Source organism: Nostoc sp. DedQUE12b (genome assembly GCF_034530835.1).
Lineage (GTDB): Bacteria > Cyanobacteriota > Cyanobacteriia > Cyanobacteriales > Nostocaceae > Nostoc.
This window is the reverse complement of record NZ_JAVRCI010000024.1, coordinates 47,884-73,148: the sequence shown is the minus strand read 5'-3', so window position 1 is coordinate 73,148 and position 25,265 is coordinate 47,884. Positions and strand designations below refer to the sequence as shown.

Annotated in this window: 13 protein-coding genes; 4 read left to right on the top strand and 9 right to left on the bottom strand. The window is 40.9% G+C overall.

The genetic code is table 11. The features are described from left to right. Nucleotides 1-94: 94 nt before the first annotated feature. The 4 genes from RMY16_RS14590 to RMY16_RS14575 all read right to left on the bottom strand — a co-directional run bounded on the left by RMY16_RS14590 (nt 95) and on the right by RMY16_RS14575 (nt 8,973). Complete coding sequence (locus RMY16_RS14590; protein ID WP_322736941.1) at nt 95-3,991, bottom strand: TonB-dependent receptor; 3,897 nt, start codon at nt 3,989-3,991, stop codon at nt 95-97. Next, a complete protein-coding gene (locus RMY16_RS14585) occupies nt 3,988-5,424 on the bottom strand; it encodes a hypothetical protein (protein ID WP_322736952.1) in 1,437 nt (478 codons plus the stop codon). The genes RMY16_RS14590 and RMY16_RS14585 overlap by 4 nt, the downstream gene beginning before the upstream one ends. A 268-nt stretch (nt 5,425-5,692) precedes the next feature. Further along, on the bottom strand, nt 5,693-6,256 hold the full coding sequence (locus RMY16_RS14580; protein ID WP_322736940.1) for a hypothetical protein: 564 nt from the start codon (nt 6,254-6,256) through the stop codon (nt 5,693-5,695). A 170-nt stretch (nt 6,257-6,426) separates the two neighbouring features. Continuing rightward, a complete protein-coding gene (locus RMY16_RS14575; protein WP_322736939.1) occupies nt 6,427-8,973 on the bottom strand; it encodes a hypothetical protein in 2,547 nt (848 codons plus the stop codon). Nucleotides 8,974-9,794: 821 nt separating this feature from the next. Between RMY16_RS14575 and thrC (RMY16_RS14570) the strand changes: the two genes are divergently transcribed. Further along, the gene (thrC, locus tag RMY16_RS14570) at nt 9,795-11,105 is read left to right on the top strand and encodes a threonine synthase (protein ID WP_322736938.1); all 1,311 of its coding nucleotides are present in this window, start codon (nt 9,795-9,797) and stop codon (nt 11,103-11,105) included. Between the two features lie 87 nt (nt 11,106-11,192). Beyond that, nucleotides 11,193-11,468, top strand: a complete 276-nt coding sequence (locus tag RMY16_RS14565) for a ubiquitin-like small modifier protein 1 (protein ID WP_322666742.1) — start codon at nt 11,193-11,195, stop codon at nt 11,466-11,468. Between the two features lie 220 nt (nt 11,469-11,688). On the opposite strand, the gene RMY16_RS14560 is transcribed toward RMY16_RS14565, so the two are convergent. The 4 genes from RMY16_RS14560 to RMY16_RS14545 form a co-directional block, all read right to left on the bottom strand. Beyond that, nucleotides 11,689-14,628 carry a S8 family serine peptidase gene (locus RMY16_RS14560; protein WP_322736937.1) on the bottom strand — a complete coding sequence of 980 codons (2,940 nt, stop codon included), beginning with the start codon at nt 14,626-14,628 and terminating at the stop codon, nt 11,689-11,691. Between the two features lie 159 nt (nt 14,629-14,787). Then, complete coding sequence (locus RMY16_RS14555) at nt 14,788-15,192, bottom strand: response regulator (RefSeq protein ID WP_322736936.1); 405 nt, start codon at nt 15,190-15,192, stop codon at nt 14,788-14,790. Further along, a complete protein-coding gene (locus RMY16_RS14550; protein WP_322736935.1) occupies nt 15,176-17,461 on the bottom strand; it encodes a GAF domain-containing sensor histidine kinase in 2,286 nt (761 codons plus the stop codon). Before RMY16_RS14550 ends, RMY16_RS14555 begins: the two co-directional genes overlap by 17 nt. 1,142 nt (nt 17,462-18,603) lie before the next feature. After that, nucleotides 18,604-20,271 (bottom strand): iron uptake porin, encoded by a 1,668-nt coding sequence (locus RMY16_RS14545; protein ID WP_322736951.1) that lies wholly within the window; start codon nt 20,269-20,271, stop codon nt 18,604-18,606. A 254-nt stretch (nt 20,272-20,525) separates the two neighbouring features. Here RMY16_RS14545 and RMY16_RS14540 point away from each other — a divergent pair, with 254 nt between their 5' ends. Next, nucleotides 20,526-22,883, top strand: a complete 2,358-nt coding sequence (locus RMY16_RS14540) for a hypothetical protein (RefSeq protein ID WP_322736934.1) — start codon at nt 20,526-20,528, stop codon at nt 22,881-22,883. 100 nt (nt 22,884-22,983) lie between these two features. Here the strand turns inward: RMY16_RS14540 and RMY16_RS14535 are convergent, their stop codons facing one another. Continuing rightward, nucleotides 22,984-23,178: a hypothetical protein gene (locus RMY16_RS14535; protein WP_194041136.1), complete on the bottom strand. Its 195-nt coding sequence runs from the start codon at nt 23,176-23,178 to the stop codon at nt 22,984-22,986. Nucleotides 23,179-24,108: 930 nt separating this feature from the next. On the opposite strand from RMY16_RS14535, the gene thrC (RMY16_RS14530) reads away from it, so the two are divergent. Beyond that, complete coding sequence (gene thrC, locus RMY16_RS14530; RefSeq protein ID WP_322736933.1) at nt 24,109-25,200, top strand: threonine synthase; 1,092 nt, start codon at nt 24,109-24,111, stop codon at nt 25,198-25,200. The last annotated feature ends 65 nt before the right edge of the window (nt 25,201-25,265 follow it).

Genomic DNA, 25,265 nt, shown 5'->3' with positions numbered 1-25,265 from the left:
AGCGGATAAAATCGTTACGACAATAGTATTCCCACAAGAAAGGGTTAAATTCGTAACAGAGGTTCATTCAACGTCTTTACATCAAATAACCCTTTTATATTTCACGCCTTTGCATCCCCCTCATTGCAGCCTTGAGTTTACCGACCAAAGTTTTCATCGCCGATTCCTGTGGCTGGCGCGCTACAGGTCTTTGTTGTCCAAAGCCGTCAAACAATTCGTTGAGCTTAACCGTAAAGCCTAAGTACGCGCCTCCCGCAGAACGTGTGCCAGAAAAATCCCGGTCATCAACTTTCCCAAAGACGTAACCAGCCGAAACGCGCAGGTTAGGCGTGAGGTAGTAGCCTGTTTCCAGAACAAAGCCTGTCTCACTGTAGCTAGACTGACTAATTACACGAGCCTCACCCACCAAATCCCAGCTATATCCCAAACGATAGGTAGCGCGTACTTGGGCCAGATTTACTGTGCTAGTACCGGCTAAATCGTTAGCTATGTAAGAGGTACTGTTACGCAACGCATACTTCCCGTAGAATTCCCATTGCCAGTTAGGAGCGTAAATCGCTTCTAAAGCAAAGGTATGGTCTTGAGAACCCGTACCACTTCCTAACAGGATAGTGTCAGGGATGGTTGATGGATTTTGGCGATATTCATAACGCAATAAAGCATTAAATTTATCGCTATTGGGGTCGCGGTAGGCTAAACCCAACTTGAGGTTAGCAGTATCTCCCAATCCTGAAAGCTTTTGATTGGAAGAACCAGCTTGTTGATAACGTACTAAAGCTGTGAGAGCCGGAGAAATTTTACCCGCAGCACCTGCGGTAATTACTGTATTACTACCACCAGAAGAAGAACGATGCTCGTAACGGACGCTAGCTTGAAACTGCGGATTATCACTGTATTCCAGCCCGACACTGTAGCTATCGCCACCATCAAACCCGATCGCAGATGCAGCTTGACCAAAGGCGTAGGGTTGGGCATATTGTTGACCCGCCAAAGTGCGTCCAAAGAAGTTGCCAAATACGTGTTCGTAAGCAACATTTAGCCGCAATCCCGAAGCAATAGTCCAGCGGTTATTTATACCAATTGCTCCTTGAGTAGTCATTTCGTTAGCACCACCCAAAATTGAGTAACGACCAGTCAAGGTAGTATCCGAACCGAGTTTGTGTTCGCCGTTGACACTCAAGCTAGTGATGGAATTACCCGAATATTGACCGCTACTGTAATACTGTTGGGCTAAACTGACATTGACACCAGGAATTACCGCCCAATTCAACCCCAAAATGGTACGGTCTGGGTAAATAGCATTTTTTTGGGAAGATAAACTCAGTTCATTTTGGGCTTGGAATGTCAGGTTTTTAGCTAGAGGAACTGAAAAACGCGATCGCAGTTGATTGGAATTACTACTTAGGGTACTGTCGGGGATACGGTCTTCCAGACGACGGTGAATCCAATCGAGATCGATAGTGGCGCTACCCAAGCGTTGTTGAATACCAGCAGAAATCGTCGTCAGTGAATTATTAACCTTACTACCAGGTATCGCCTCATAACGCGGTGCAAATAGTTCTTCAAAAGTGTCTAAGGGTTGGGGAGCAATCCCAAAATTGTCTTCGTGGTCGTATTGCGCTCTGACGTTGGTAGTTGAGGTGAGTTTAGCTGTAACCTGCGCTCCATAACGGGTTTGTCCTGGAACAAAGCTGATAGTGGCATTATTGGCAAAACCCGTATCAGCAAAGCGATAATAGGCACGGCCTTGAATCCCATTAGCAATCTTTCCTTCAGCTTCTAAACGGTAAGCATCACCTCTAACTTTTCCCAAAACATCAGAATCATTAGTGGAATGGGCATATTCTGCGATTAACTTACCGTTGTCACCTAAAGCAATCAGCGCATCTGCGCCGTAAAGTTGAAAGTCGCGCACCCCGTGATTTTCTTGAACGTAAGTTGCTCCTATCCAACTTTCCTGGTTCAGTTTGCGGGAAAGATTATATTGCAAACGACCAGCATAGATGTTCCCGTCAGAGTCTTCGCTGTCATATTGATAGCTAACAACAATCCGACGCACCAATACTTGTCCGGTTCGATCGATATCGGTGCGAAGAATCGGTTCGCGGAATAATAAAGTACCGCGATCGTAGTCGATTTCGTAGTCTGGGCCTCGGTTAAGCTGTTTTCGTTCTAATACAGTCCCAGGACGATTGAGTTCTTCTAACTCGATAAAGACATTTTCACTACCTGCTTGTAATAGTCTGCGAGAGAGAAAGTAATAACCACTAGTACCATCAGGAGCAATAGTGTCTCGTTGAAACCCTTCTAAGTGGTCGCCATAGAAACCTGTAATTTGGAGGTTTCCTAAGTTGTAGTTAGCTTTAAAACCGTGGAGTTGACGAGTGATAGAAGTAAATTGCTGCGATCGCCGCGCAAATTCTTCTGTGTTATAGTCACCCCACATCGCATAATCAGGATCGGAGCCAGGGGTACGAGCTGAACGCTCAAAACGCAAAAATACGCTATCAATGGAAGGAGCAACTACATCAACTTTTGAGCTATCGCCGTAGACAGGATAATTTTGCTCGCTGAATTGATAAGTTCTAAACAGGCGATTATCGCAGTTGCAATCTTCATTGAGGCTACGAGAACTGTTGTATGCGCCTGTAAATAACCATTCTCCGATCGCACCAGTGGCAAATATCGCTGAATGAAAATCTAATTGCGTTCCATTGTTTTTGTCAGGAGGGAGGAAATCACGGAAACTGCCGTAATAATTTGTACCTCTAGCACCCAATCGTAAATCTATGACTCCAGTAACTAAACTCGGACGCAGTGCCGTTTCAAATTGTAGTTGGGTGAAGGCTTCTAAATCATTAGCGATCGCGCGAATTGTGACAGTTTCGGCTTTTAGTTGCGATCGCAACATCGCTGTAAATTGCCCCGCTTTCGCCTCCACTTGAAATCCCGGTTCATCAGGCTTGAAGTCTTTCCCGACTAACTCCCCAGCAGTGGGTATGAGGGTGACAACAGCATCACGATTCGAGCGATTACCAGTTGCATCAATGAGTTGACCCCGGATTGTAGCCGTAGAACGTCCATCCGCAGGGATACGAGACTCAACTGTTTCTAAAGTTAATTGCTGCGGCGCTCCCCGGGCTGCAACTTGCACTGTTACAGGGGGTTTTGTTCCCCCAACAACCTGTGCAGAGATGGTGTTTGTACCTTCTTTTAACGAGACACCATACCATGTCTGCGTTACCAAATTGCTGGTAGCATCAGTTTCCGTCCGTCCCACTAAAGATGGGTCTACCAACGCACCATTTACCCGCAATTCCACTTGACTACCAGCAGGAAACTGCACAATTACCGTGCTAGCTTGTACGTCTACAACACTGTCAGCCGTCGGAGTCAGGATTTTAATTGCTGTAGAGATAGGGACACTAGGGGACACGGGAAGGTTTTCATTTACCCCTTGTCCCTTTGTCCCCGCGTCCTCTACTCCTGCAATTTTGCGTAATCCTCTAGGCAAACCTACAGAAGTTGCTGGCTCAAATGGTTGTATTTCCGCTATAGAAGCATGAAACAGTGTCTCAGTATCTTTACCTCCGTCGTTCTTGATTCCTACTATTTTGCGTGAGCCACTGGACAAATCAATAGAAGTTTCTGGTTGAAATGGGTCTATTTCTGTTTCACTTGGCTGGATATCTGGAATTTCGGAAGCCGATGCTTTATAAGTTGAGGCAAATACAAGAGGTGGAGAATCTTGCTCGGAACTTCCCAAGAGATCGGGAGAATTTGAATCTATACTTTTTTCAGCAACTTTATTCCGATCCGCTCGATCTTCAACACCTTTATCGGCTTGCAAATGGGAATCAGGGAAAAGAAGGTTTTCACTAGTGATTTCTGCTTTGACAATTGTCGGGTACAAAACAAGGCAGAGAGCTACTGGCATCGCCCCTATCAATCTCAGGTTAAATATAGTTACACAGTGCAGTCTGGTTTTCATTTCTTGACTGGCTCCTGAAATGTGGGGGTGACAGCAAAGTTCATGCGTACTAAGCCACCAGGCTCTAAATGCACCAAGCGAGATTGGCTATTTCGTTCGCGGAATTTTTCGTTATGAGCTAGGGTGTAACCGGCTACACTGCTAAGGTCTAGTACACCTGTGTGGTATCCAGGTAAGACATTAGCTAAGGAGAACAAACCATTAGGATCTGTAGTGATGCGGTTTCCATCCTCCAGAAAAATCACTGCATTGGGTACTCCAGGCTCACCACGCTGTTGTTCGCCATCAAAGTTCTTATCAACAAACACCCGACCGATAATCGTGCCACAGTCAGAAACGATTCCTGGACGAATTTTCAATTGGTGGGTTGCTGGGCCATCCTTAGTACTAAAACGGTTATCAGCTCGTTGAGCATTAACGATCGCAGTGTTGCGACCAGTACCACGCAGTGCATCAGCTGTTAGTTGAGCAGCGTAGGCAATATTCAAGACTTTCTCTGGGGAAATTGTTACGTCTGTGCGGAATGTCACTGTGTTACCGTTGCGTTCTGAAGCGATCGCGACTGGTTGACCATCCAGCTCTCCCCGCACAGATTTCGGCAAAAACTGGAATCCTAAAGGTAGGTCGTCGGTGACAAATATATTACTTAAACCAGCATCAGCAAGATTTTTTACCGACAGGCGGTAGATTACCGTATCTCCAGGTTCAGCAGTAGCGCGATCGCCTGTTTTGATAATCTGTAACTGATTGGCTTGACACAAATTTGTAGTGAATTCAAAGGCTAATAAATCCAGTCCCACTGTTTCTGCATTGGGAACTAAAACAACTGTTTGCTCTACCCTGGTTTCACCTGTAAGACTGATTGGTTGACCATCTAAAGAAGTGGCGACATATCGCACAACACCATTAGCTTGTGTGCCATTGTTAGCAAGGATTTCAATCTTGACTCGACGCTGTTTATAGATAGAATTTGGTGGTGGATTAACTACAAAAATGTAGGTTCTACCTGGAGCGGTTTGACCCTTATTTGGATCGAGTAGGAAATTATAGACACCCGCAGGGTTATTCGTAACGAAGTAGGGATTACTATTCTCAGTATTAGGCGATTTCCCACCAGGAACATTGTTATTAGGAATATCTGGTAACTCTGTTCGAGTCAAAGCAACCAAACTGCCCAATTCTATCCCCGTTGGATCGCTAGAGTTGGGTTCGTATACCCCAACTGAAAAACCTGTATAGTCAGGTAAAATTGTCCCAGCACAACCTAAAATCCGTCCTAATGGATCGAGTAAGGGGATAGGACTAACATTAATTTGTTCAGAACTTCCTTGATATTGATCGTTGCTAGCAGAATCTGTATAAGTATAAGTAGCTTGATTTATTAATGGCACAGACGCAACCAGATTGTTAGTCTGTTGCGCGATCGCTGGCATAGATATAGTAGTATGCAAAAAACTTCCCAGAAGAACAGTAGCTGTTAACCGTCGCCACCAGCTACCGCTAGAAGTAATTTGCTTTTGGTTTTGAGGACGGTTCACCTAACACATCTCCTCTGAAATGTCAAGCTTGTTGTTAATAAAAGCACTTATTTATTCGGGGAAATCCAATTAAGCTAAAACCCTTTAAAAATCTCGTTTCCAGTGGAATCTGAAAATATCCTTGATTGCGGCTCTTTTTCGAGTTAGCAAGGCGGCGTGTTAATCAGCGCACTTGGGTTTGATAAGTTGCCTTGACTGTTGTCTTCGCTGCAAGTGATGGAATCTGCAAACGGATATGAGTGTAAGCAATGGCTGGTGCTGGTTTTGTTTCCACTTTGCCGCCAGGAAGAGTAACTTTAACCGTAGGATTTTCGACAAAGCTACGCCCGCCATCAATGCTGTAAATAACTTTGGCATTGTTGGCGACATTGGTAGAATTCAGCACGTAGACCATTCCTTTAGGAATAGGTTGATTAAAAATCAAATTTTTCACCGGGCGATCGCTCTGATTTTCGCCACTCAAGGTATATCGCAATACATCTCCTGGTCGCACCACAACTTGACCTTTCAAAGGTTCCCATTTCTGGCTTTGCTTACCCTGCTGATCCTTTGCCACTACTTGCTTTTCTGCTTCTAAACGCAGTTGTATTTGCCCTTGAGTTTTGATATTCTGAGCAACAGCACTTCCTGAATGCCATACATTTGCGATTCCCGAAATTTGACCGATAAAGGGAACTGTAGTAATGAGAGCGAATGCTCCTAAACCTGCAAGAGAAACACGCTTCATATAAATAACCTCAAAAAACTTCCAGAATGTGAATTGTTGACTTATCTTTCCCAGCTTTTGGTAAGAAAAAGTCACTCTCCTATTTGCTTGCTGTTTGGGATTGGGGATAAGGTAAAATGGTTCGCAGATTCTTTAAGTCTGCGAACTTCAGAGTCCTCAATCCCAACGAATTAGTTCACCTTGCGTTGGAAGGTAAATGTTCTTTGAATACCCGGTGCGATCGTGCCCGTTACACTATCTACATACTTAGTCACATCAGTGTTTACCGTAGTTCCAGTTTGATCTATGCCAGAGCTAGTAGCTGGATTACCACTGTAGAATTGGATGGTTGCAGTTCCAGAATCCTTCGCTGAACCAATAATGTTGCTAGTATCAATTTGGCCACTGCTATCATTGTCTCGCGCCCAGTTGTTGGGGCTTTGCGTACCATCTTCAGTAATCACAACTTTGTTAGCATTCAAAATCACATTCCCAGTTCCAGATTGAGGATCGGAAATATTTGTGTATTGAATTTGGTACTCAATAATGTTTCCTGGTGCAGGCTTCTTCGCATCGGTACTGAATGTGCCATCATTCCCCTGGACTACAGGCCCAGTTCCTTGTAAAACTCGCGACACTTTCAGCAGTTTCAGGAAACCAGTGTAGACGCGATCGATAGTGATATTGGATGAATCAAAGATATTATCGTTGCCAGTATCCTTAATTCCATCACCGTTGGTGTCCGTCGTGTAATTGTCAATCGAAGCAGTGATAGGTACTGGGAAGCCTCTATTAATATCAGTAGATAACTGCGTACCTGGAGGTAAATCAACTTCTACACCATAGTTGATACTTGCACCAGGAGCAACGTTGGGGATTGTAATTGCTGTACCAGGTGTTGTAAACACTCCCGTTGCACTATTGTAAGTATAAACAGCAGACTGACTACCATAGGTAATAGTCACCTTCGTATTATTTGGTAAATCTCCTGGAATTGCTGGTGGCGTTGGCTCTATCTTCAAAACACCTGAGTCAGTACCACTGTTCTTAACTGTATTGGTGAAGCCAACTGATTGTGGGTCAAGTGTACTACCAGGTGCTGTACCAGCAGGAACAAGAGAAGATTTATTAGTGAAATCATCGTTGGTCAGACCTGATGGCCCAGTAGCATCCGGCGCATTCTGTGGTCCGTTGAGTAACGCTGAAGTAACAGGTGCTTGTACTGTGAAGACGTTCGCCTCACCACCTGTACCAGTACCGCTGTTGTTATTACCCGTGTCAGTTCCAGTTTCTGGAGTTGCTGGAGTGTTAATATAGCCATCATCAACGCTACCGGGCGGTAGAGTATCAGGAATACCATCACCGTTAGTATCTGTACCCACAGGAGGTGTCATACTGCCTGGGGAACCGTCATAATTGCTGGGATTTTGGTCGCCAGATTCGTCGTAAACTGGTAAGTTGCTAGTAGGCGTTTGACCAAACAATTGAGCAATATTAGCAACGGTTAAGGGTGAAGATGCAGTTGATTCAACAGCTAACTGAATCGAGAAGCCATTTACTGTTGTACCAGGAGCGATGGAAGTAATAGTCGCTGGATTATTGATAAAACCAACGCGAGTGACTGAGGCCAAAGAGGCTGGTGCTGTCGTAGTCCAACTAGCTGTATTAGCATTAGTTGTAACTGGATTAGTGGTGTAGACAGTTTGCCAACCAGGAGGTGCAGTTGGTGCTACTGCTAAATCTGTACCCGCAGGAATCGCATCAGAAACCAAGATATAAGTGCCAGCAACACCATTAACATTGATGCTTGTACCCGTCAAAGCTGCTGGTGTAATTCCCTGCCCTGTGGGATCGTTGGACTCAACTCGTAAACTCAAATCATACGTCAGCTTGTCATCTGTAATTTGAGTGGTGCCAGCATTGTTATAGCCACTGCGAATCTTGAGAATGGTGGCTAAAGTATAGGTTTTCACCGTTAAACCAACTTGAATTTGATTGGTGGCGCTAGCTTCCCGCGTACCATTAACTGGTGTGCCAGCTACTTCACCAATAACACTACCATCAGGATTATCTACGGTATAAATGTCACCACCGTCTGGATTTCGCAGTTGATTTTGAGCATTACCAGGAGTATTACCAAGGGTAACGGTAATTATGTCATTGGTTTGAGCGCCAGCCTGTACGGTAACTGGCACACGCACCAATACCGTACCACCAGGCGAAACCGAGGGTGTGAATACCTCAGTGCTAGTGATATTTTGCCAGGTTTGACCACCGTCAATGCTATATTGCAGGCTATTAGCTATACCACCATTTGGTAATGTGCCAGAAACTGTACCTGGCCCAGTTGTTGTAGCTAAGTTAGGAATCCGAAATTGGGTGGGGTCGTTACCTACGTTCGTCAAAGTGTAGGTGTAGATGAGTAAGTCACCAACCTGGACTGTTGTATTGGTAGGACTAGAAGTGGCATCTGTAACACCAGACGCACTAACAGTGATACCAGCAACTTCTGCCACGGTGACAACGACAGTGTTAGAAGTCGCATTGATTGTTGTTCCTGGATTGTTAGGATCTTCGTAGGTCGCTGTCGCTGTGTTACTGATAGATGTACCCGCAGTCGTTCCGTCAGCTAATACGGGTGCGAGAAATTGGAAAAGGCTACCAGTTAATAATGCTGTTGCTACTAAAAATTGGTAAAGTTTACGCTGCTTATTTACGGATTGATTTCGATTTACCATATAAGTAGTTTGTTCGCTGAATTTGTATCTCGGATTTTGAGACAGGATAAAGTTCGGCAATTCCCTTTAAGGAATTACCGATTATGGCTGCCCAAAACGTTGAAGTTTTGGGAATACATATTTAAGGAGTTAAATTATTGACACTCCTTGGAAATTATATTGAGACAATAACCAGAAATAACCTGTCTAGTTGTTTTACGCTTACCCTTGAGAATCAAAGTTGGCAATCGCAAATATGTGTAATTTATTACTGTATTTTGCTTAGTTAGAGATGTAAATAGCAATGTAGCTTTTAAAGCAAAAAAAAACTTCCGTATAAATAAGTAATTTCTTTAGCTATGAATGAGTGCATCAAAGCTGAAAAATTAACTTTATTTTGGCAACACACTTAGCAATTTTAGTGGGTTGATTCAAATGCTAAAAACACTTATATAAAAATGTTTTTGAGTCTTTGCTATCAGAAATACATACTGCCCTAGAGAGTCATTTAGATAAAAAAATTGAAAATTAACTAAACGATCTAGCTCGCTTAAATAGGATAGCAATTTCAATAAATGCAATTTCGTCATAAAAAAATGCGATTTAATCATATTGTTTTTCAGTGTTAATGCTGAATAATGGAAGCTATTTTATTTTTTCATAACATTAAAAATATGCGTATAAATACTAAAAATAGAGATTACTAGTATTAAAGTTTTACAAGAATCATTTCTCTCAATACTAACAATACCCGACTAAAAATATCGGGTATGTTTGACTGGTATTTTTGCTCGTGTTAGTATCAGGCGACAAGTGACGAGACAAACAGGGAAAGCTAGTTTATGACTCAGGCAATCAAAACCCAAACCCAAACCCAAACCAGCACTGCCTACTTTCAAGCCTTGAAGTGTAAGGAATGTGGTGCGGAATATGAACTCAAAGCCAGTAATGTTTGTGAGTTATGTTTTGGCCCGTTAGAAGTTAAATATGACTACAACGCCCTACGTCTGACTGTCACTCGTGAAACAATTCAAGCTGGTCCCAATTCAATTTGGCGCTACCGTCCCTTTTTGCCTGTCGCAACTAACAATGTTATAGATGTGGGAACTGGTATGACTCCCCTAGTTCGTTCCCACCGTCTTGCTCGTCGCCTGGGTCTAAATAAGCTTTATATAAAAAATGATGCCGTGAATATGCCCACCCTAAGCTTTAAGGATAGGGTGGTGTCAGTCGCTCTATCCAGAGCGCGGGAGTTAGGTTTCACTACTGTTTCTTGCGCTAGCACTGGTAATTTAGCAAATTCTACAGCTGCGATCGCAGCTCATGCCGGTTTAGACTGCTGTGTTTTCATCCCCGCAGATTTAGAAGCTGGTAAAATTCTTGGTAGCTTGATCTACAGTCCCACCCTCATGGCCGTCAAAGGCAACTACGATCAAGTCAATCGTCTCTGTTCGGAAGTTGCCAATACACATGGCTGGGGTTTTGTCAATATTAATTTACGTCCTTATTACTCTGAAGGTTCTAAGACGCTAGGTTTTGAAGTTGCGGAACAACTAGGCTGGGAACTACCCGATCATGTTGTTGCTCCTTTGGCATCTGGTTCGCTCTTTACAAAAATTTATAAAGGGTTCCAAGAATTTGTCGAAGTTGGTTTGGTAGAAAACAAGAGTGTCCGTTTCAGCGGCGCTCAAGCCGAAGGTTGTTCGCCTATCGCCCAAGCTTTCAAAGAAGGACGCGACTTTATTAAGCCAGTGAAACCGAATACAATTGCGAAATCGCTAGCAATAGGTAATCCAGCAGACGGTATTTATGCTGTGGAGTTAGCTCAGAAGACTGGTGGTAATATTGAATCAGTTAATGATGCCGAAATTATTGATGGCATCAAGTTGCTGGCAGAAACCGAAGGCATCTTCACAGAAACGGCTGGTGGTACAACTGTGGCCGTGCTGAAAAAACTGGTAGAAGCTGGCAAAATCGATCCAGATGAAACTACCGTGATTTACATCACAGGCAATGGTTTGAAAACCCAAGAAGCAATCCAAGGCTATGTTGGTGAACCCTTGACTATTGATGCGAAACTCGATAGTTTTGAACGTGCGCTAGAGCGATCGCGTACTCTGGATCGCTTGGAATGGCAACAAGTCCTCGTTTAGTTAGGAGTTATGAGTTATGAGTTTTTTATTCATGACTCCTAACTCTTAACTGTATTCCTCACTTTTAACTCTTCACTTTTCACTTCTATGGCTGTAACAGTTTTAGTTCCTACAACTCTTCAGAGTTTTACTAATAATCAAGCTAGTCTAGAATCTAACGGTAGCACCATTGCTGAATTGTTGGACTCCTTAGAACAAAGCTTTCCTGGTATTAAATCTCGGTTGTGCGATGAAGAAGGCAAGCTACGCCGATTTGTAAATTTTTACGTCGATAGCGAAGATATCCGCTATTTAGATGGTATTAACACAGCCTTGAAAGATGGCGATGAAGTCAGTATTGTTCCTGCTGTTGCTGGTGGTTAATCCTGAAAACATCTACCTAGAATTTAATAAATGAATACATTTAGGCTTGCCGCGAGTGGCAGGCTTATTTTTATTGGTTTCAAATTCAGTATATTGAAAACTTTTGTAAATGATTTTAACAGCAACTATAAAAGAATTCCTGGGAATTTTTAGCTTTTGACTGACCTACTCTACAACTCAGAATATAAGGAGCCTGTATACGAGATAGTTTACATTCAGATTAGATTCTCAACAATCCTCCAGCAGAAATCACCAAGGCATAATCTTGCTGCTCCTTTTGAACCTCAGCAATAACCTCAATTCTCCACTCACCAATCTCAGGAGTTTCAACAATAATCCCTTCTACGTTATTAACTGTATCTGGTATGCCCTCACCTTCAAAATCATTACCAAGGAGATATGTGCTGTTAGGATGGTAGAGAATTAAGTTTAGATTATTGATTAAATCTTCTCCTGGGAAATCAGTATAAACAAGAGTTACTTTTAAGGGAACCTGACTATCAGAAACTTGTAGCTTATACTCAGCTTTCTCACCTGTTTTCAGACCATTCGCTTCATCAATAAAAAGTACCTGCGTCGGTTCTGCTGGATTTAAAACTTGTTGTAGCTTGATCCTTCCCCACCCTTGTTCATTATCAGCGTAAGGTCTAGACGATGGATGGGCAAAGCGGTAATTAATATAAGTTGCGGAATGAATTAGTGCAGCTTTGATTAGAGCAGCGCTTGGATCGGTAATAGACGGCTGATGCCTCTCTCGCAGATATTGCCTCACCAATGCCGCACATCCAGCGACCATAGGAGTTGCCATTGAGGTTCCTCCGAAGTACATGTAATGCTCTTTAGCAGAAGGATAAGCTCCCCAAGCAAAATTATTGCTGGCAATCTGAGACGATCGAGTCGAGAGGATAAATGTACCAGGAGCAATTACATCAGGGTGTCGCCGACCATTTTGACATGGGCCACGGCTACTAAAAGCCGCAACATCGTCTACTGAATCAACCATGCCGTCAGAATTGAAGGGAAGATGAGGAAAGTCGTTTGGCCACCAATCACCATAAGTATGAGAAAATTGTCCATTACGATTATTCTCAGATGCTCCAACAGTCAAACAATTTTTAGCTGTTCCTGGAGAACTTACACTTCCTTGTTCAATTGCTGGTGTACCTGAAGAACGATGTTTGCCATCATTTCCAGCAGCTACTAGTACCAAAAAATTTTTGTGTTCCCAAACAAATAGATCCAGATCGTTACATCTGTCATCATAGCTTCCTGGTTCGCCCCCACCCCATGAATTTGAATGGATTCTTGCACCTCTCTCATAAGCATCCTCAAATAGTTGTTTTAGGTCGTCAGGAATACCGAATAACCCAGACTTAGGGGGATTTTGATAATAGGAATTCAGCCAGAAAAGTTGATATTCAAGATTCCACTTAGGTGTTTGCTCAATTGCTTGGAAAATCAATTGAGCATCTGTAGCCATACCAGCAGGAATAGAAGAAATTCCTAACTTTTTTGCTTGTTCTCCATTTCCTAATGCAGTTCCCGCTATGTGAGTTCCATGCCCTGAATATGTATCAGATGCTCCGTCGTCAGCTCCAGGATTGAGAATATAGGAATTTAGAGATGATTGTATTGGGTAACTGTTAATCCACTTAACTCTTTCACGAAAGTCAAGATGAAGTGTTTCGGATTCTCCTGTATCTAATCCTGTATCGGCAATAGCAATTATTTCTCCTTTTCCGGTCAAACCAAGCGTTGGCGTAGGATTAGAGGGTATAACACCTTTGCCAATTATATGACAAGCTTCTTCGTTGAACAATTTTGGGATGACTTTTTCTTCCAAAGATTTTAATCCTATTTGATTAGCAATGATTTTCAGGGAATCGATTGCATTATTGTCTAAACTTAGATCGAGTACCAGCTTAGTTGTTCCAGGTTGGTCGGCAACGCGAATTCCTTGAGACTCTAAATTTTTAGCACCAAGATCGCGATCTTCTGGGGTAAAAAAATTGGCAATTAGGATACCTGGAAGAGGAGTGCCTCGGTTTTGAGAACTAGGAGGGTTTTGAGCTGCTTTTAATCTAGCTGTTGCGATCGCCTCTTTCGTCGCTGATTGACCTAAATTTTGAAGATATTGGGGTTGAACACGAATTTTCGGGACATAGGGTGTGACTTGAGAAACTTCCTCAAAGCTCCTGATCTGGCTAATGATATCTTCGCTGGGAACAGATACGACAATTTCTAGTCGGCTTAAAGGCTGCAAAATCTTTGCACCCGTCTCTTCTATTTTTTGCTTCCAGCTTTCAAGGACTGGATTCTTAAACCGCACTACTTGATCTCTCATATTGGAATATCCAGGGCTAGGGTTAGGTGCTTCCGAAAACTTCAACCGCTCTACAGGAAAGAACTGCTTGATATTATTAATCGCTACCATCGAAGCTGAAATAATTGTGAATGCTGGATAGCTCTTAACAATTCGGACGTTTTGAAAACGTTCTAGCTCATTTTTGGAGGAAAAAACTCGGTATTTTCCTTCCTTCCCCCAAAGTCTTTCTTCAATTCTGTGTCGGGCATACTTAAGTAACTGCTGAATTTTGGGGGAATTATAGGGTAAATTTCCCTTTAATTTCTGTAGTTTATCTAACTCTAATTCTCCTCCCCGTTCAGCTGCCCACATGATAACAGCCTGAAATTCTTTTTCGTCAGCAGGAGTTATGAGAAGTGTTAATCTCCAGATTCTTTCACCTTTATTGCGTAAATCATGCAACTCACTAATTAGCTGTTCATTATTGCTGAAATCAATCGTATTACTTAATGTCTCAACTGATTCGATATCCGATTTCAGTAATGTCCCAATTTCACGTACCAAATCTTTTTGTTTACCTTGAGGAATAAATGGTTCAAGTTCTTTTATTTTTTCAACAGTTTCTTCAATATCACTGATATTTTCTATCGAAGGGTCAACATTACTGATTTCAGTAATAATACCATTTCTTAATTCCCCAATCAATTCACTTTTTTTAACTTTATCCAACTCAACTTGTTTATTTAAACTTTTCCTTTCTCTTGGTTCAAGATCCGATTTAATTTTCTGAAACTGATTTTTTAATTCTCTTTCAAAACTACTCACACAATCAAGAAACACACTCAAACTTGCCATTTTTCAATTTTCCTTTCCAGCTTAATTTTCACCAATCGATGATGTTATATTTATAGGACTTATCCAATTGTGACGAAAAACCAAGCCTTACTAAGCCTTTATAATGAATTTGCTTCGTCCGTAATGATGTAAAATCGTAGTCCGTGTGTAAGTCCTTATTTATTCAATATTTAGTATTTTTCTGACTTCTTTTTCAAGCTCAAAAGGAAGAAAATTATCTTTCTGATAAAATAAAACATTGCTCCCTCTACTAATTTCCTCTGCTAAGTTTTCGTCAGAAACATTCGTAAATATGATGGTTGGCAGAGAAGGATTTTCTTCTCTTATCTTCTGATAAAAGGCAATCCCTGTTCTTAGACCATAATGTGTTTGATCGTCATCAAAACTTACTCCCGTTGGCATCATGATGTCTAAAATAAGAAGTTTGATTTGTGTCTGGTTCTCGACAAAAAATTTTAAAGCAGAGTCTACATCTGACTTAAATTCAACCTTGTGTCCAGATAAAACTAAATCCTGAACATAACTATCCATTCTTCTTCTTTCATCATCAACGAAAAGAATCATTCGGAGCCTCCTTAAATGTTTTTGGTAGAACCAAATGAAATTCAGTTGGTTTTGAGTAATTGACTAGCTTTAAGCTTCCTCCTAGTTGCTGAATAATCGCAATAGAAATGCTTAATCCTAATCCTGATCCTCCTACTTTCTTAATGGCGTCCAAAGATCGAAACCCTTCTTCAAATATCTTATCTGCATCCTCTTCTACAACCCCAATTCCCCAATCTTTGAATTTAATCATCAGGTTTTCTTTATACTCACTCGCTTCTAATAATATCTTGAATTGCCCTGGATCTTTTTCAGCATATTTAATTGCATTTATCAAGAGATTATAGATTACTTGATTTAACATCACCTTATCTGTAAGTATTGCCATCCTAGCAGCATCACCAAATTCATATCTTACACCCTTTACATGTAAACCATACTCATTTAAAATAGGTTTAAGCTGGTTAACTGTTTTAACAACAATATCTCGAAAAACAATAACCGATTCCAGTTTAGGTTTTTCAGAGTAACTCCTACCCAAAAAGTATTCAATTTGTCTAATTTGATAAAGAAGTAAATCACAATCGGTTAGGATATCTTCAAACTTTATTGCAATAGTACTAGGAGCTAAATTTATATCACTAAAGCGTCTCTGAAGAAAGCTAGCATGGCTTCTTATACCTACGACTGGAGATTTTAGCTCATGAGTAATTCTGTCAATCAGTCCCGACTTTCTACGTTCAATAGCATGAACTGCATGTTCAACAAACCCCTTCAGTATTTGAACATCTTGCTCATAAATATGCTGTCTATATTCTCTTTTGTAACCAGCTTCAACGGTCCCTATGACTAGGTTGTTCAAAGGCTCAATCATTGGAATGAAAACTCTGATAATATCTTCATGTCCAAACTTCTTAAAAATTTCTTTGTCTAGTCCTGGATCATCGTTATCAGGTACTTTAATTTGTTTAGTTCGTACAATATTGGCTTGAATATCGTTACTCTCTAGATTATGTAACGCCATTTTCTTAAACTCTTCCTTTTTATCTTTTGAAAGCCCAAATATATAATCAGACTTAATGCTGGTTCTATCTGAATTAACTAGGGAAATATTAACCCAAGTGAATTCAAGAATTTTAGTAATACCTTTAATGACAATTTTTATAATTTCATCATAATTTTTAGCCTTAGTGATTTCTCTTTCAATTTCCCGTATAGCCACCAATTTTTTATAAAATTCAATTCTTTCAAGGCGTAAAGCAGTATGACGTGCCAATAGTAAAAGACGCTCTTTATATGTCTGAGGAAAATTATCAATTTTTGAACTTTCAATGTTTAATATGCCAATCCGCTTAGAACCTGCTTTGACATCTAAATTTTCTCGGATTGGCACTTTATCTATTAATATAGGAACAGATATCTGAGATCGCGTGTCTGGCCAACGTTTATGATAAGTTTTTGACCATTCATCGCTCAGAACATCATTAGCTATAATTGTTTTTCCTTCGATGAGTGCTTTATTAGTAATACCTATGCCAAATTCAAGCTCTGAAGTATTATTTAACTCTACTGACTCAAATTTGCCATTTTGATGATTTAAACGACCAATCCATATTCGTGGCTTTGAGCCTACCAACTTTAATGCTCCTTTTCTTAATAGGCTCCAAAGTTCATTAGCTTCAGAAGCCGCTGTCATCTCAAGCATAATAGCTGTCAGATCCTGAAGTTTTTCTCTATCATCGTAAATTTCCTTTTTGTCTTTTACAAAATATTTTTTTTGAATGCATAAAGAAGCAAAGTTTGCCAGTATATTAAATAAAATTTTTTCAGAATTATTGAAGTGGCGAGTCTCTTTTGTAAATACATCAAGAATACCAACAATTTTGCTTTCAATCTTTAATGGAATACTTAAAAAAGAGATCCACTGTCTTTTGTTGAGTTCATCAATATCAGCCAACCTAAAAGTTGCTTCATTTACATTGACCAAAGACAAGACTTTATCTCTATTCAAAATATACTGTACTCCTGGATGTCCTAAATCCATTTCAATTTTTTTGTACTTATCATCTACTTCTCCATAAGTAGCAATCACTTTAAACTTTGGTTTATCCTGATCTTTGTTCCAGAGAATGCATATTGGAACAGACAAAAGGTCACAAACTTTCTCAGGAAAGACTTGGAGCAATTCATCAGCAGAGGTTGAAATTAAGCTTTGTGACAAATCATTTAAATATCTCAATATTTCGCTAGAAGATTTCTTAAAACACTTGCTGTCTTCAATGCTTGCCATTCTTTTGTTTCCATTACGAATTTATTTTTAGAGTGCATTCAAGTTTTTATGCCTAAAACCAACAACCCAAAAAACATTCTTGAACAGAAATAAAACTATGTATTACGGTTCATAAACCTATCCCACTAATAAAATTTGTTCTAAAGAGCTTAAATATATTGACGATAAATCAAGTTTTTTAAGCAAACTTTACTTACTCAAAAAATTAGGAATTTTTAGAATAGTGGTATAAATTCATATAACTCTAATTGAATCTAGGTAATTAGTCACAAATAAGTATAAGTCAGCCTAAGTCACGCTACTTGCTCCGCAAATAACATTGCAGCTACACCCTCATTAGTAACCTCAGCCACCTAACTATTTATTATGCGAATTTATTATGCGAAAACTTTCCATATATCAAACTCACCGATCTAAACAGGAAAATGGTTTCAGGCATTTTAAGATATTTTAAGCATAATATCAACATTTTTACGGATTTTGACTGAATTCGAGGCTATACTTTATTTCATAATCAACCCCATTCAAAGGGTATGCTAAGTGCCAAAATCGAAGCATTTTTGACGGATTAGCCAAAGAAAAACTTGCTGCTTCTACTCGCAATCATGCTTTAAATTGAATTTTTTTATTTACGAATAGGTAATAAAGCAAGATTTAAATTTAAAAAATGATACAGTATACGTAAATAAATCTAAGTTTTTAATAATAATTATTACAAAAAAATAAATTTTAATAATAAGCGACAAACTGTCCCACTTATCGGGACTTTTTAGGTGATCGCTTAATTTAATAATTGAGATGGAAATAACACAAAAAAGTTAAATCGGGTTAAATGGTGAATTATCAGTTTTTAGGGTATTTACATACATTTTATAGGAAGATGCCCGATAAATATAATGATTATTAAATTAATTTGGAATGTTGTTATGCGCTGGATTTATATAGGTTTGGCTCACCACCAAACCTTTTTTATATCTGTTGAAAATATAGCATTGAGCATAAAAGGAGATATGTTGATTGTTTAGACCAAATTTATAACATTTCCCCATAAATTAATCTCTGCATCTTCCAAAGTTATGAGCGCTGGCTTGCAGCGCATCCTGTACTAAGGGGTAGAAGCTTCTTATTATGTGAAACTAAAATTAAAAACTAAAAGTACTCCGCACAATGCCGACAGTAACTGAGTCACTATCTGGTGTGTTACCAGGCTGGATAAGATGAATTATCCCTGGTGTAACACTGATATTATTTGTTAGCTGGAAACGATAAAATGCCTCAATTTGAGTGGTCGTGCCTGGTTGTCCACCCGCTCGTCCTAAACCTGTATTGATAAAATCAGGGACATTATTCCCTACTGGTAAGTCGCTACTAGTGATTTTAGGAGGTTGACCGATATAAATTCCTCCTAAATTTCCTTTAGCAAATAAATCAGGAAAATTCATGAACACCATATAATTTGTCGTTTCTACACTTCCCGATTGCCCAGGAATATAAGATTTAGTATAACCACCCCACGCACCTGCGCTAATGCGGGGAGAAATTTGCCAAGTGAGAGTCGCACCCACCGCGTTAGTTTGTAGTGGTGCTGATTTTCCGGTAGCGGTATTAACTGTAGTTAAGCACTCATCACCAACAAAGGTTAGCAAACAACCATCTGAAGCGTAATTGTTAATGTAATATAAACTTAAATCTAGAGTATCGGTTGGTGTCAGCAGTAATTGCACACCTGTAGTGGTGGTTCCATCAAATAAACCGCTACCTTTACCGGAATTTGCTGGTTGATAACTAGTATAAATTGCCTGCAAACTAGCACGTTTAGCAAATTGCCAATCAATAGCTATACCACCGTGACCATATCCCATATTTAAAATTGGGTTTCTTTGGGCAAAATAAGATAATGGTCCTGTTGCAGCACTTTCTACCCGATTGGGGCCTCGGAAAGCCGCTGGCATACTTACGCCTTCTGTTCCTACCATTACTGCTAATTTATTTGTCACCAGCCAATGAAAATTTAGGTCACTTACAATCAAGCTATCTGTAGGAAATTCATAGCCAAGTAAAACATCATTTCGGGAAACACTATTGGTAAATCTAGGTGTAGTTTTTCCGTTACCATCTAAAAGGCCTGTAAACAAGTAGCTACTGGGAGTGATTTGACTAGTTAAATACAGCTGTGCCAGAGATATAACATTAATATTTGTCCCTGCATCATCTGTATCCTTTTGTCCATCTCTAGGATTAACATCACCACGATTGTTAGTTCGTCCTTGAATGCCAACTATTAGTAATCCACTGAGTTTAGTTGTTGTTGAGAATTGGTTGGCTTCAATTTCAGCAGTTTTTGCTTCTAAATTATCGACACGACCCCGCAAAGTTGCTAATTCAGGAGCAAATTCTGACTGTAATTTTTGTAATGCTGCTAAATCTTCGCGAGTGACTAAATCGTTGGTGGCTGTAGTGATTAATTCGTTGACTCTATCTAAACAAGCATTTACACCCGCAGCAAATTCATATCGAGTTAAGGCGCGATTACCGCGATAGCTGCTATCTGGATAACCTGCTACACAACCATAACGTTCTACCAAAGACTGCAAGGCTTGAAATGCCCAATCGTTAGGTTGTACATCCTTGAGTTGAGATACCGATGTAACTTGAGCCATCGGTTCTTCTGGGGAGAGAGAGGGGGATGAGGGAATAATATTATCGCTCTTAACTTCTATCTCCTGAGTAGTTTCTGGATTGATGTACTCTTGTGCTAATGATTTTTGTGCAACTCCATTTATTCCCGCAATTAGTAACGATGCGAGCATCCAGGTTTTGCGATGACTGCGGCTAATAAGTCTACCTTTCAATTTTTTACACTCTGCTCACATACTTAAGTGAAGAGTGTATTCGCGATCATCTAGGGTTCACATGGGGACATTTACGGATTTTGTCGCAAATTAGACTTAATGCTTCTGGGCAACTTTTGCAAGGGCGAGTATAACAGGGTATTGGGAGTGGGGACTGGGGACTAGGAAAGAGTTTCTCAATCCCTAATCCTCAATTCTCTAATCCCGAATTTATGGCAAATCGTTCACGCAAGCTGACGCCAAAAGCCTCTAAACCAAATCAACCTCGTGCTGGTGCGATGAAACGTGTCGCTAAAAAACCCCAGAAAAAGCTAAAACGGGGAAGTTGGCTGTCGTCAATGCTAGCGATCGCAATTCTATTAAGTAGTGCTAGTCTAATTATGGCTTTTGCCTGGATTAGTGTTCTCTTCATCTTCAATCCAGACGAGGTAAGCTGGCTAAATAAAATTTTACCTACATGGGCACAAATCCCCCTTGGTAAACACGAACGCCCCAAAACTCTCAAACAAATTCAACTCGATTTGAGTAAAAAAAACCAAATATTTGGGGAAACTCTGCCTCTACATCAGGATGTGAAAACCTCATTTTTACTACCAGTTTTTCAACAACGTGCTAATTGTCAATCTGATTGTGAAGAACTGGTGGAACTCAGGGTTTACGAGCGCTCAGTTGAGTTAGAGTTTAAATCTCAGTCAGAAAATTACTACTATTTAGCGACTCAATTACCTGTAATTGGCCCAGATGAATCTTTTGTAATTTCTTCTTTGCTTGATGGAACATCAGAACCCCAGGATATCAGTATTCCCCTACCTTTAACTGAAGTACAACGCTTTGAAGGTAAGACACCATCATCAGGGGTTTGGTTTGATTTGCGCGGTAAACGTCAACAAGGAACTGGTTCTATCCGCTACGGTTACGTCGTATACTACAATCCAGAACGCACGAATTTACTACAAATGTTGTCTTGGACTAGTCCTAATGGACAATTGCCTAAATGGCAGCAGGTAACTGGTGATGGTACAAAAGAGTTAGTTGTCGAGCAAACAGTAGGTTTAGAACCGCACTTACAGGTTTACCAAGTCAAACCTTTGAAGTTATTCCTCAAACCAATTCAATTGGAGGCGATTAGCCTCAAATCATCGACCTTCAAGGATTCTGGATACCAAAGTGCCTTGTCAATTGCCCGTAGTGGATTGTGGACACCAGCTTTTGAATGGTTGAAATTCATCAAGAAACAGCGCAAAGGAGTTTTACCAGAAGCGGCGCAAGCACAAATGGATTTGATTCGCTTGCATTCCCAACTTACTAAAACCCAAGCCCAGAAAATTTGGGCAAGTCCAAGTCAAGAAGTGCTGGCAGATTTGATTGATGGTCGTTGGGAGAAAGCTTTACAGGTGTTTGAAGCGTCGCCACATAATGCCCAAGAAATTGCGACCTTACTCAAAGCTGATGAAAAACGATTGTGGAATCGCACAACAGCAGCGTTGCAGGTAAACCCAAATAGACGAGAGGTGCAAGCTTGGTTCGCGTTGATTTTAGCAGTTCAGCGAGGAGAAGAACACGCTAATTCTTGGTTAAAGGCGCAACCAAAAATTACCAAAGAGAATCTTGCGTATATTCAAGGTTTGTTGGCAAGACTCAGTGGTAAGGGTACATCGCAAATATCCTCTACTCACCCTAGTCAGATTGTTGGTACGGTGCAACTAATTACTCAAGTTACCAACACCGAATGGCTGCAACCACATTCCCCAGCAGATTTGAAACTTACGGATAACCAAGTTTGGTATCAGGTGGAGGTGAGTGCATTTAATGACGGGAAACGCTGGCTAAATTTTCCTTTTGAAAATTTCAACCCACCGAAAACTGACGCCGCCAAATTTTTCTGGAAAACTTTGGGAATCAGTTCTGACCCAGAAATCCAGATTGTAGTCTGGTTGCCTAACGGAGAACAAAAAATTACTATAGCCGCTATCAAAGCGGTGCAACTACGGGGTAAAGTTTTGCGCCTATTAGCTGCCGGTCCAAAAATTCCAGATAATCAAAACGATGTTCTCCAACCCAAACCTTTAGCTTTGACAAATGCAGCACTGGAATGGGTGCAACCATCTCCTATTACTCTACAAGAGCTGCATCAACAAAATCCCCAAGGGGTGAAAGTAATGCTATCGAGCCTGTGGCAATCTTTACAAAAATCCGGTGAAGTTCCATCTGGTGCTATTCCTAGCTTTGAACAGATGCAGGAAAAATTGGGTGATTGGCCCGTTCAAGTGATTGATTTAACAAATAACGCTCAACCAGAAATAATACTGACTATCTCACCAGAAGCCATAGCATCCTTAAATCAGCCGACACCTGAAATTCAAGGAGAAAACCCAGAAAAAGGCCGTGACCGGACTATAATTTTGTCTGATGTAAATAAAGTCATTTACACTGATTTTACAGGAAATTACTTACAAAGACTCTCTGCGATCGCCAAGCTTTCAGGGGTGCAATCCTTAGCTTTACTGGTAGAAAATGCTCATAACTACAGTTTGAGGCGCTGGTCAGAGAAAAATCAGCGCTTTGAATAACGCACCCCTGACTCAAATTTCCCCTTTACTCAAATTTAAATTAAAGAGGGCAAAAGCGCAGGCGTAGCCCGTCGTAGACATCGCTATCTAGAAGACGGACTTATTCTTCTTTTTGGTTGGTTTCGGCTAGACGTTGGTGCTTCAGGTTTTCTAACTGCTGCAACAGAGAGTCTACCTCTGCTTGTAAATGCATCAATTTAGCTTGCTGATCGTCTTGATAATAAGACTTGGTTAACTTACTGACCCAGGCAGTCTGGGACTCGCGATCGGAAACACTAGATAAATAAGTAGGCATCGCTAATTCAATCCACTATTTAACTCACACCATTAGAAATATTATAATAATGCTCTTTTAAGCTTTATTACATTATTGTATATTTTCAATCAATTACTCTAATGGATTTTGGGTTCAATCATAAGAGACGGTGATCCTAATGGCTGTGTTCCAAAAAAACACTGACCCAGGTGTGTAAAGCATCCTTCTACTGGATGGTACTTAGGAATAGTTAATTTATAGTCTGTCAATTATGATTGTACAAATGATTATCGCCGTTTTTGAGGAATTTACGCAAGAAATTATATGTAGACTATATCAAGAATTACGCTAAATTATGAAAAAACGTAGGGCAAGCACTTGCACTTGATGCAGTATCTCGTAGAAAGGGAGGTAAAAGGCTAACATCAAAAAGAGACAGCCTCTTAAGTATTTCCCTATCTTCACTAAAACGCATAGGGTGGGAAAATACATAGATAACCTTGAATAAAATAATTCACGAAACGCGACTTTAACCACGGTTAAAGAAGAGTTTCAGAGAGTTATGACGTAAGTCTGATATGGGAATTAGGCTTAATTCCTAAATTTACTTGTATAGACAGGGAACAGGGAATAAGGAATAAAATAAATACGTACTCAGTCTTGTTCAAAAATCAAATAAGAGTCCTATAGATTTACAGATGATTTTTCACCTTGTCAGTCTCCTCTAAGGTAATTTGTTGAACCGAAGGTCGCCGTGGCGGTTTATGATAAATTAACGTTCTAAATAAAATAGCAAGTGAAACGCCTGCACCACAAAAAATAATATTCTTAACAAGATTCTTTGGGATTAGGGAACTCTGAATCGGCAACTGGTAACGAAAAATCTACTTTCTTCCTCTTCCCATTTTGCTTTTCCCGATCCCACCCTTTCTAAATATCCAATCCTTACATTAAGAAATTTTAAATCCCGTGACTTTGAGCCTGTCTGTTGCTACATCTCATCGCCAACCCTGGCCTGGACTGATAGAAGCCTATCGCGAATACTTGCCTGTCAGCGAAGAAACACCGATTGTCACTCTATTGGAGGGCAACACACCTCTAATACCAGCGCCAGCGATCGCAGAACGCATTGGCAGACAAGTACGGGTATTTGTAAAATACGACGGTCTCAATCCCACCGGCAGCTTCAAAGACCGGGGGATGACTATGGCAATTTCCAAGGCCAAAGAAGCAGGGGCAAAAGCAGTAATTTGTGCCAGCACAGGCAACACCTCAGCTGCTGCTGCCGCTTATGCCAGACGTGGAGGCATGAATGCCTTTGTACTGATTCCCGACGGTTATGTGGCTCTGGGCAAGTTAGCTCAAGCATTACTGTACGGCGCAGAAGTATTGGCAATTAAAGGTAATTTTGACCAAGCGCTAGAAATTGTCCGCGAGATGGCCGAAAGCTATCCAATCACTTTGGTGAATTCAGTCAATCCCTACCGCCTAGAAGGACAGAAAACAGGAGCCTTTGAAATTGTCGATGCATTGGGTGATGCACCAGACTGGTTGTGTATTCCCGTGGGAAATGCCGGAAATATCACAGCATATTGGATGGGATTTTGTCAATATCATCAAGCCAGAAAGTGCGATCGCTTACCCAAGATGATGGGATTCCAAGCCGCAGGAGCAGCTCCATTAGTACATGGTCAGCCAGTGGCGCATCCTGAAACTCTAGCGACAGCAATTCGCATTGGCAACCCTGCAAGTTGGGAATTAGCGATCGCAGCCCAAACCGCCAGTCAGGGAAATTTCCACGCCGTTACCGATGCCGAAATTCTCGACGCTTATCGGCTTTTGGCAGCATCAGAAGGTATCTTCTGCGAACCTGCTAGCGCCGCTTCTGTAGCTGGGTTGTTGCAGGTAAAAGACCAAGTTCCCACAGGAGCGACAGTCGTTTGTGTTCTCACAGGCAATGGACTAAAAGACCCAGATACAGCCATTAAACACAATCACAGTCAATTTAAACAAGGTATCGCAGCAGAACTGGGCGCAGTCGCCAAGGCAATGGGATTTTAGGATATTGGGTATGGGAAGAGGTAGGGGGCAGCACTTCTCTGCGAGAGGCTGCACTTCGACTACGC

Coding starts and splice junctions, on each gene's coding strand:
- RMY16_RS14565 (WP_322666742.1), top strand. CDS start 11,193: ATGGCTGTAACAGTTTTAGTTCCTACAACTCTTCAGAGTTTTACTAAT.
- RMY16_RS14590 (WP_322736941.1), bottom strand. CDS start 3,991: ATGAAAACCAGACTGCACTGTGTAACTATATTTAACCTGAGATTGATA.
- RMY16_RS14545 (WP_322736951.1), bottom strand. CDS start 20,271: ATGCTCGCATCGTTACTAATTGCGGGAATAAATGGAGTTGCACAAAAA.
- RMY16_RS14555 (WP_322736936.1), bottom strand. CDS start 15,192: ATGATTCTTTTCGTTGATGATGAAAGAAGAAGAATGGATAGTTATGTT.
- RMY16_RS14585 (WP_322736952.1), bottom strand. CDS start 5,424: ATGCCAGCGATCGCGCAACAGACTAACAATCTGGTTGCGTCTGTGCCA.
- RMY16_RS14535 (WP_194041136.1), bottom strand. CDS start 23,178: ATGCCTACTTATTTATCTAGTGTTTCCGATCGCGAGTCCCAGACTGCC.
- RMY16_RS14560 (WP_322736937.1), bottom strand. CDS start 14,628: ATGGCAAGTTTGAGTGTGTTTCTTGATTGTGTGAGTAGTTTTGAAAGA.
- RMY16_RS14540 (WP_322736934.1), top strand. CDS start 20,526: ATGGCAAATCGTTCACGCAAGCTGACGCCAAAAGCCTCTAAACCAAAT.
- RMY16_RS14575 (WP_322736939.1), bottom strand. CDS start 8,973: ATGGTAAATCGAAATCAATCCGTAAATAAGCAGCGTAAACTTTACCAA.
- RMY16_RS14550 (WP_322736935.1), bottom strand. CDS start 17,461: ATGGCAAGCATTGAAGACAGCAAGTGTTTTAAGAAATCTTCTAGCGAA.
- thrC (WP_322736938.1), top strand. CDS start 9,795: ATGACTCAGGCAATCAAAACCCAAACCCAAACCCAAACCAGCACTGCC.
- RMY16_RS14580 (WP_322736940.1), bottom strand. CDS start 6,256: ATGAAGCGTGTTTCTCTTGCAGGTTTAGGAGCATTCGCTCTCATTACT.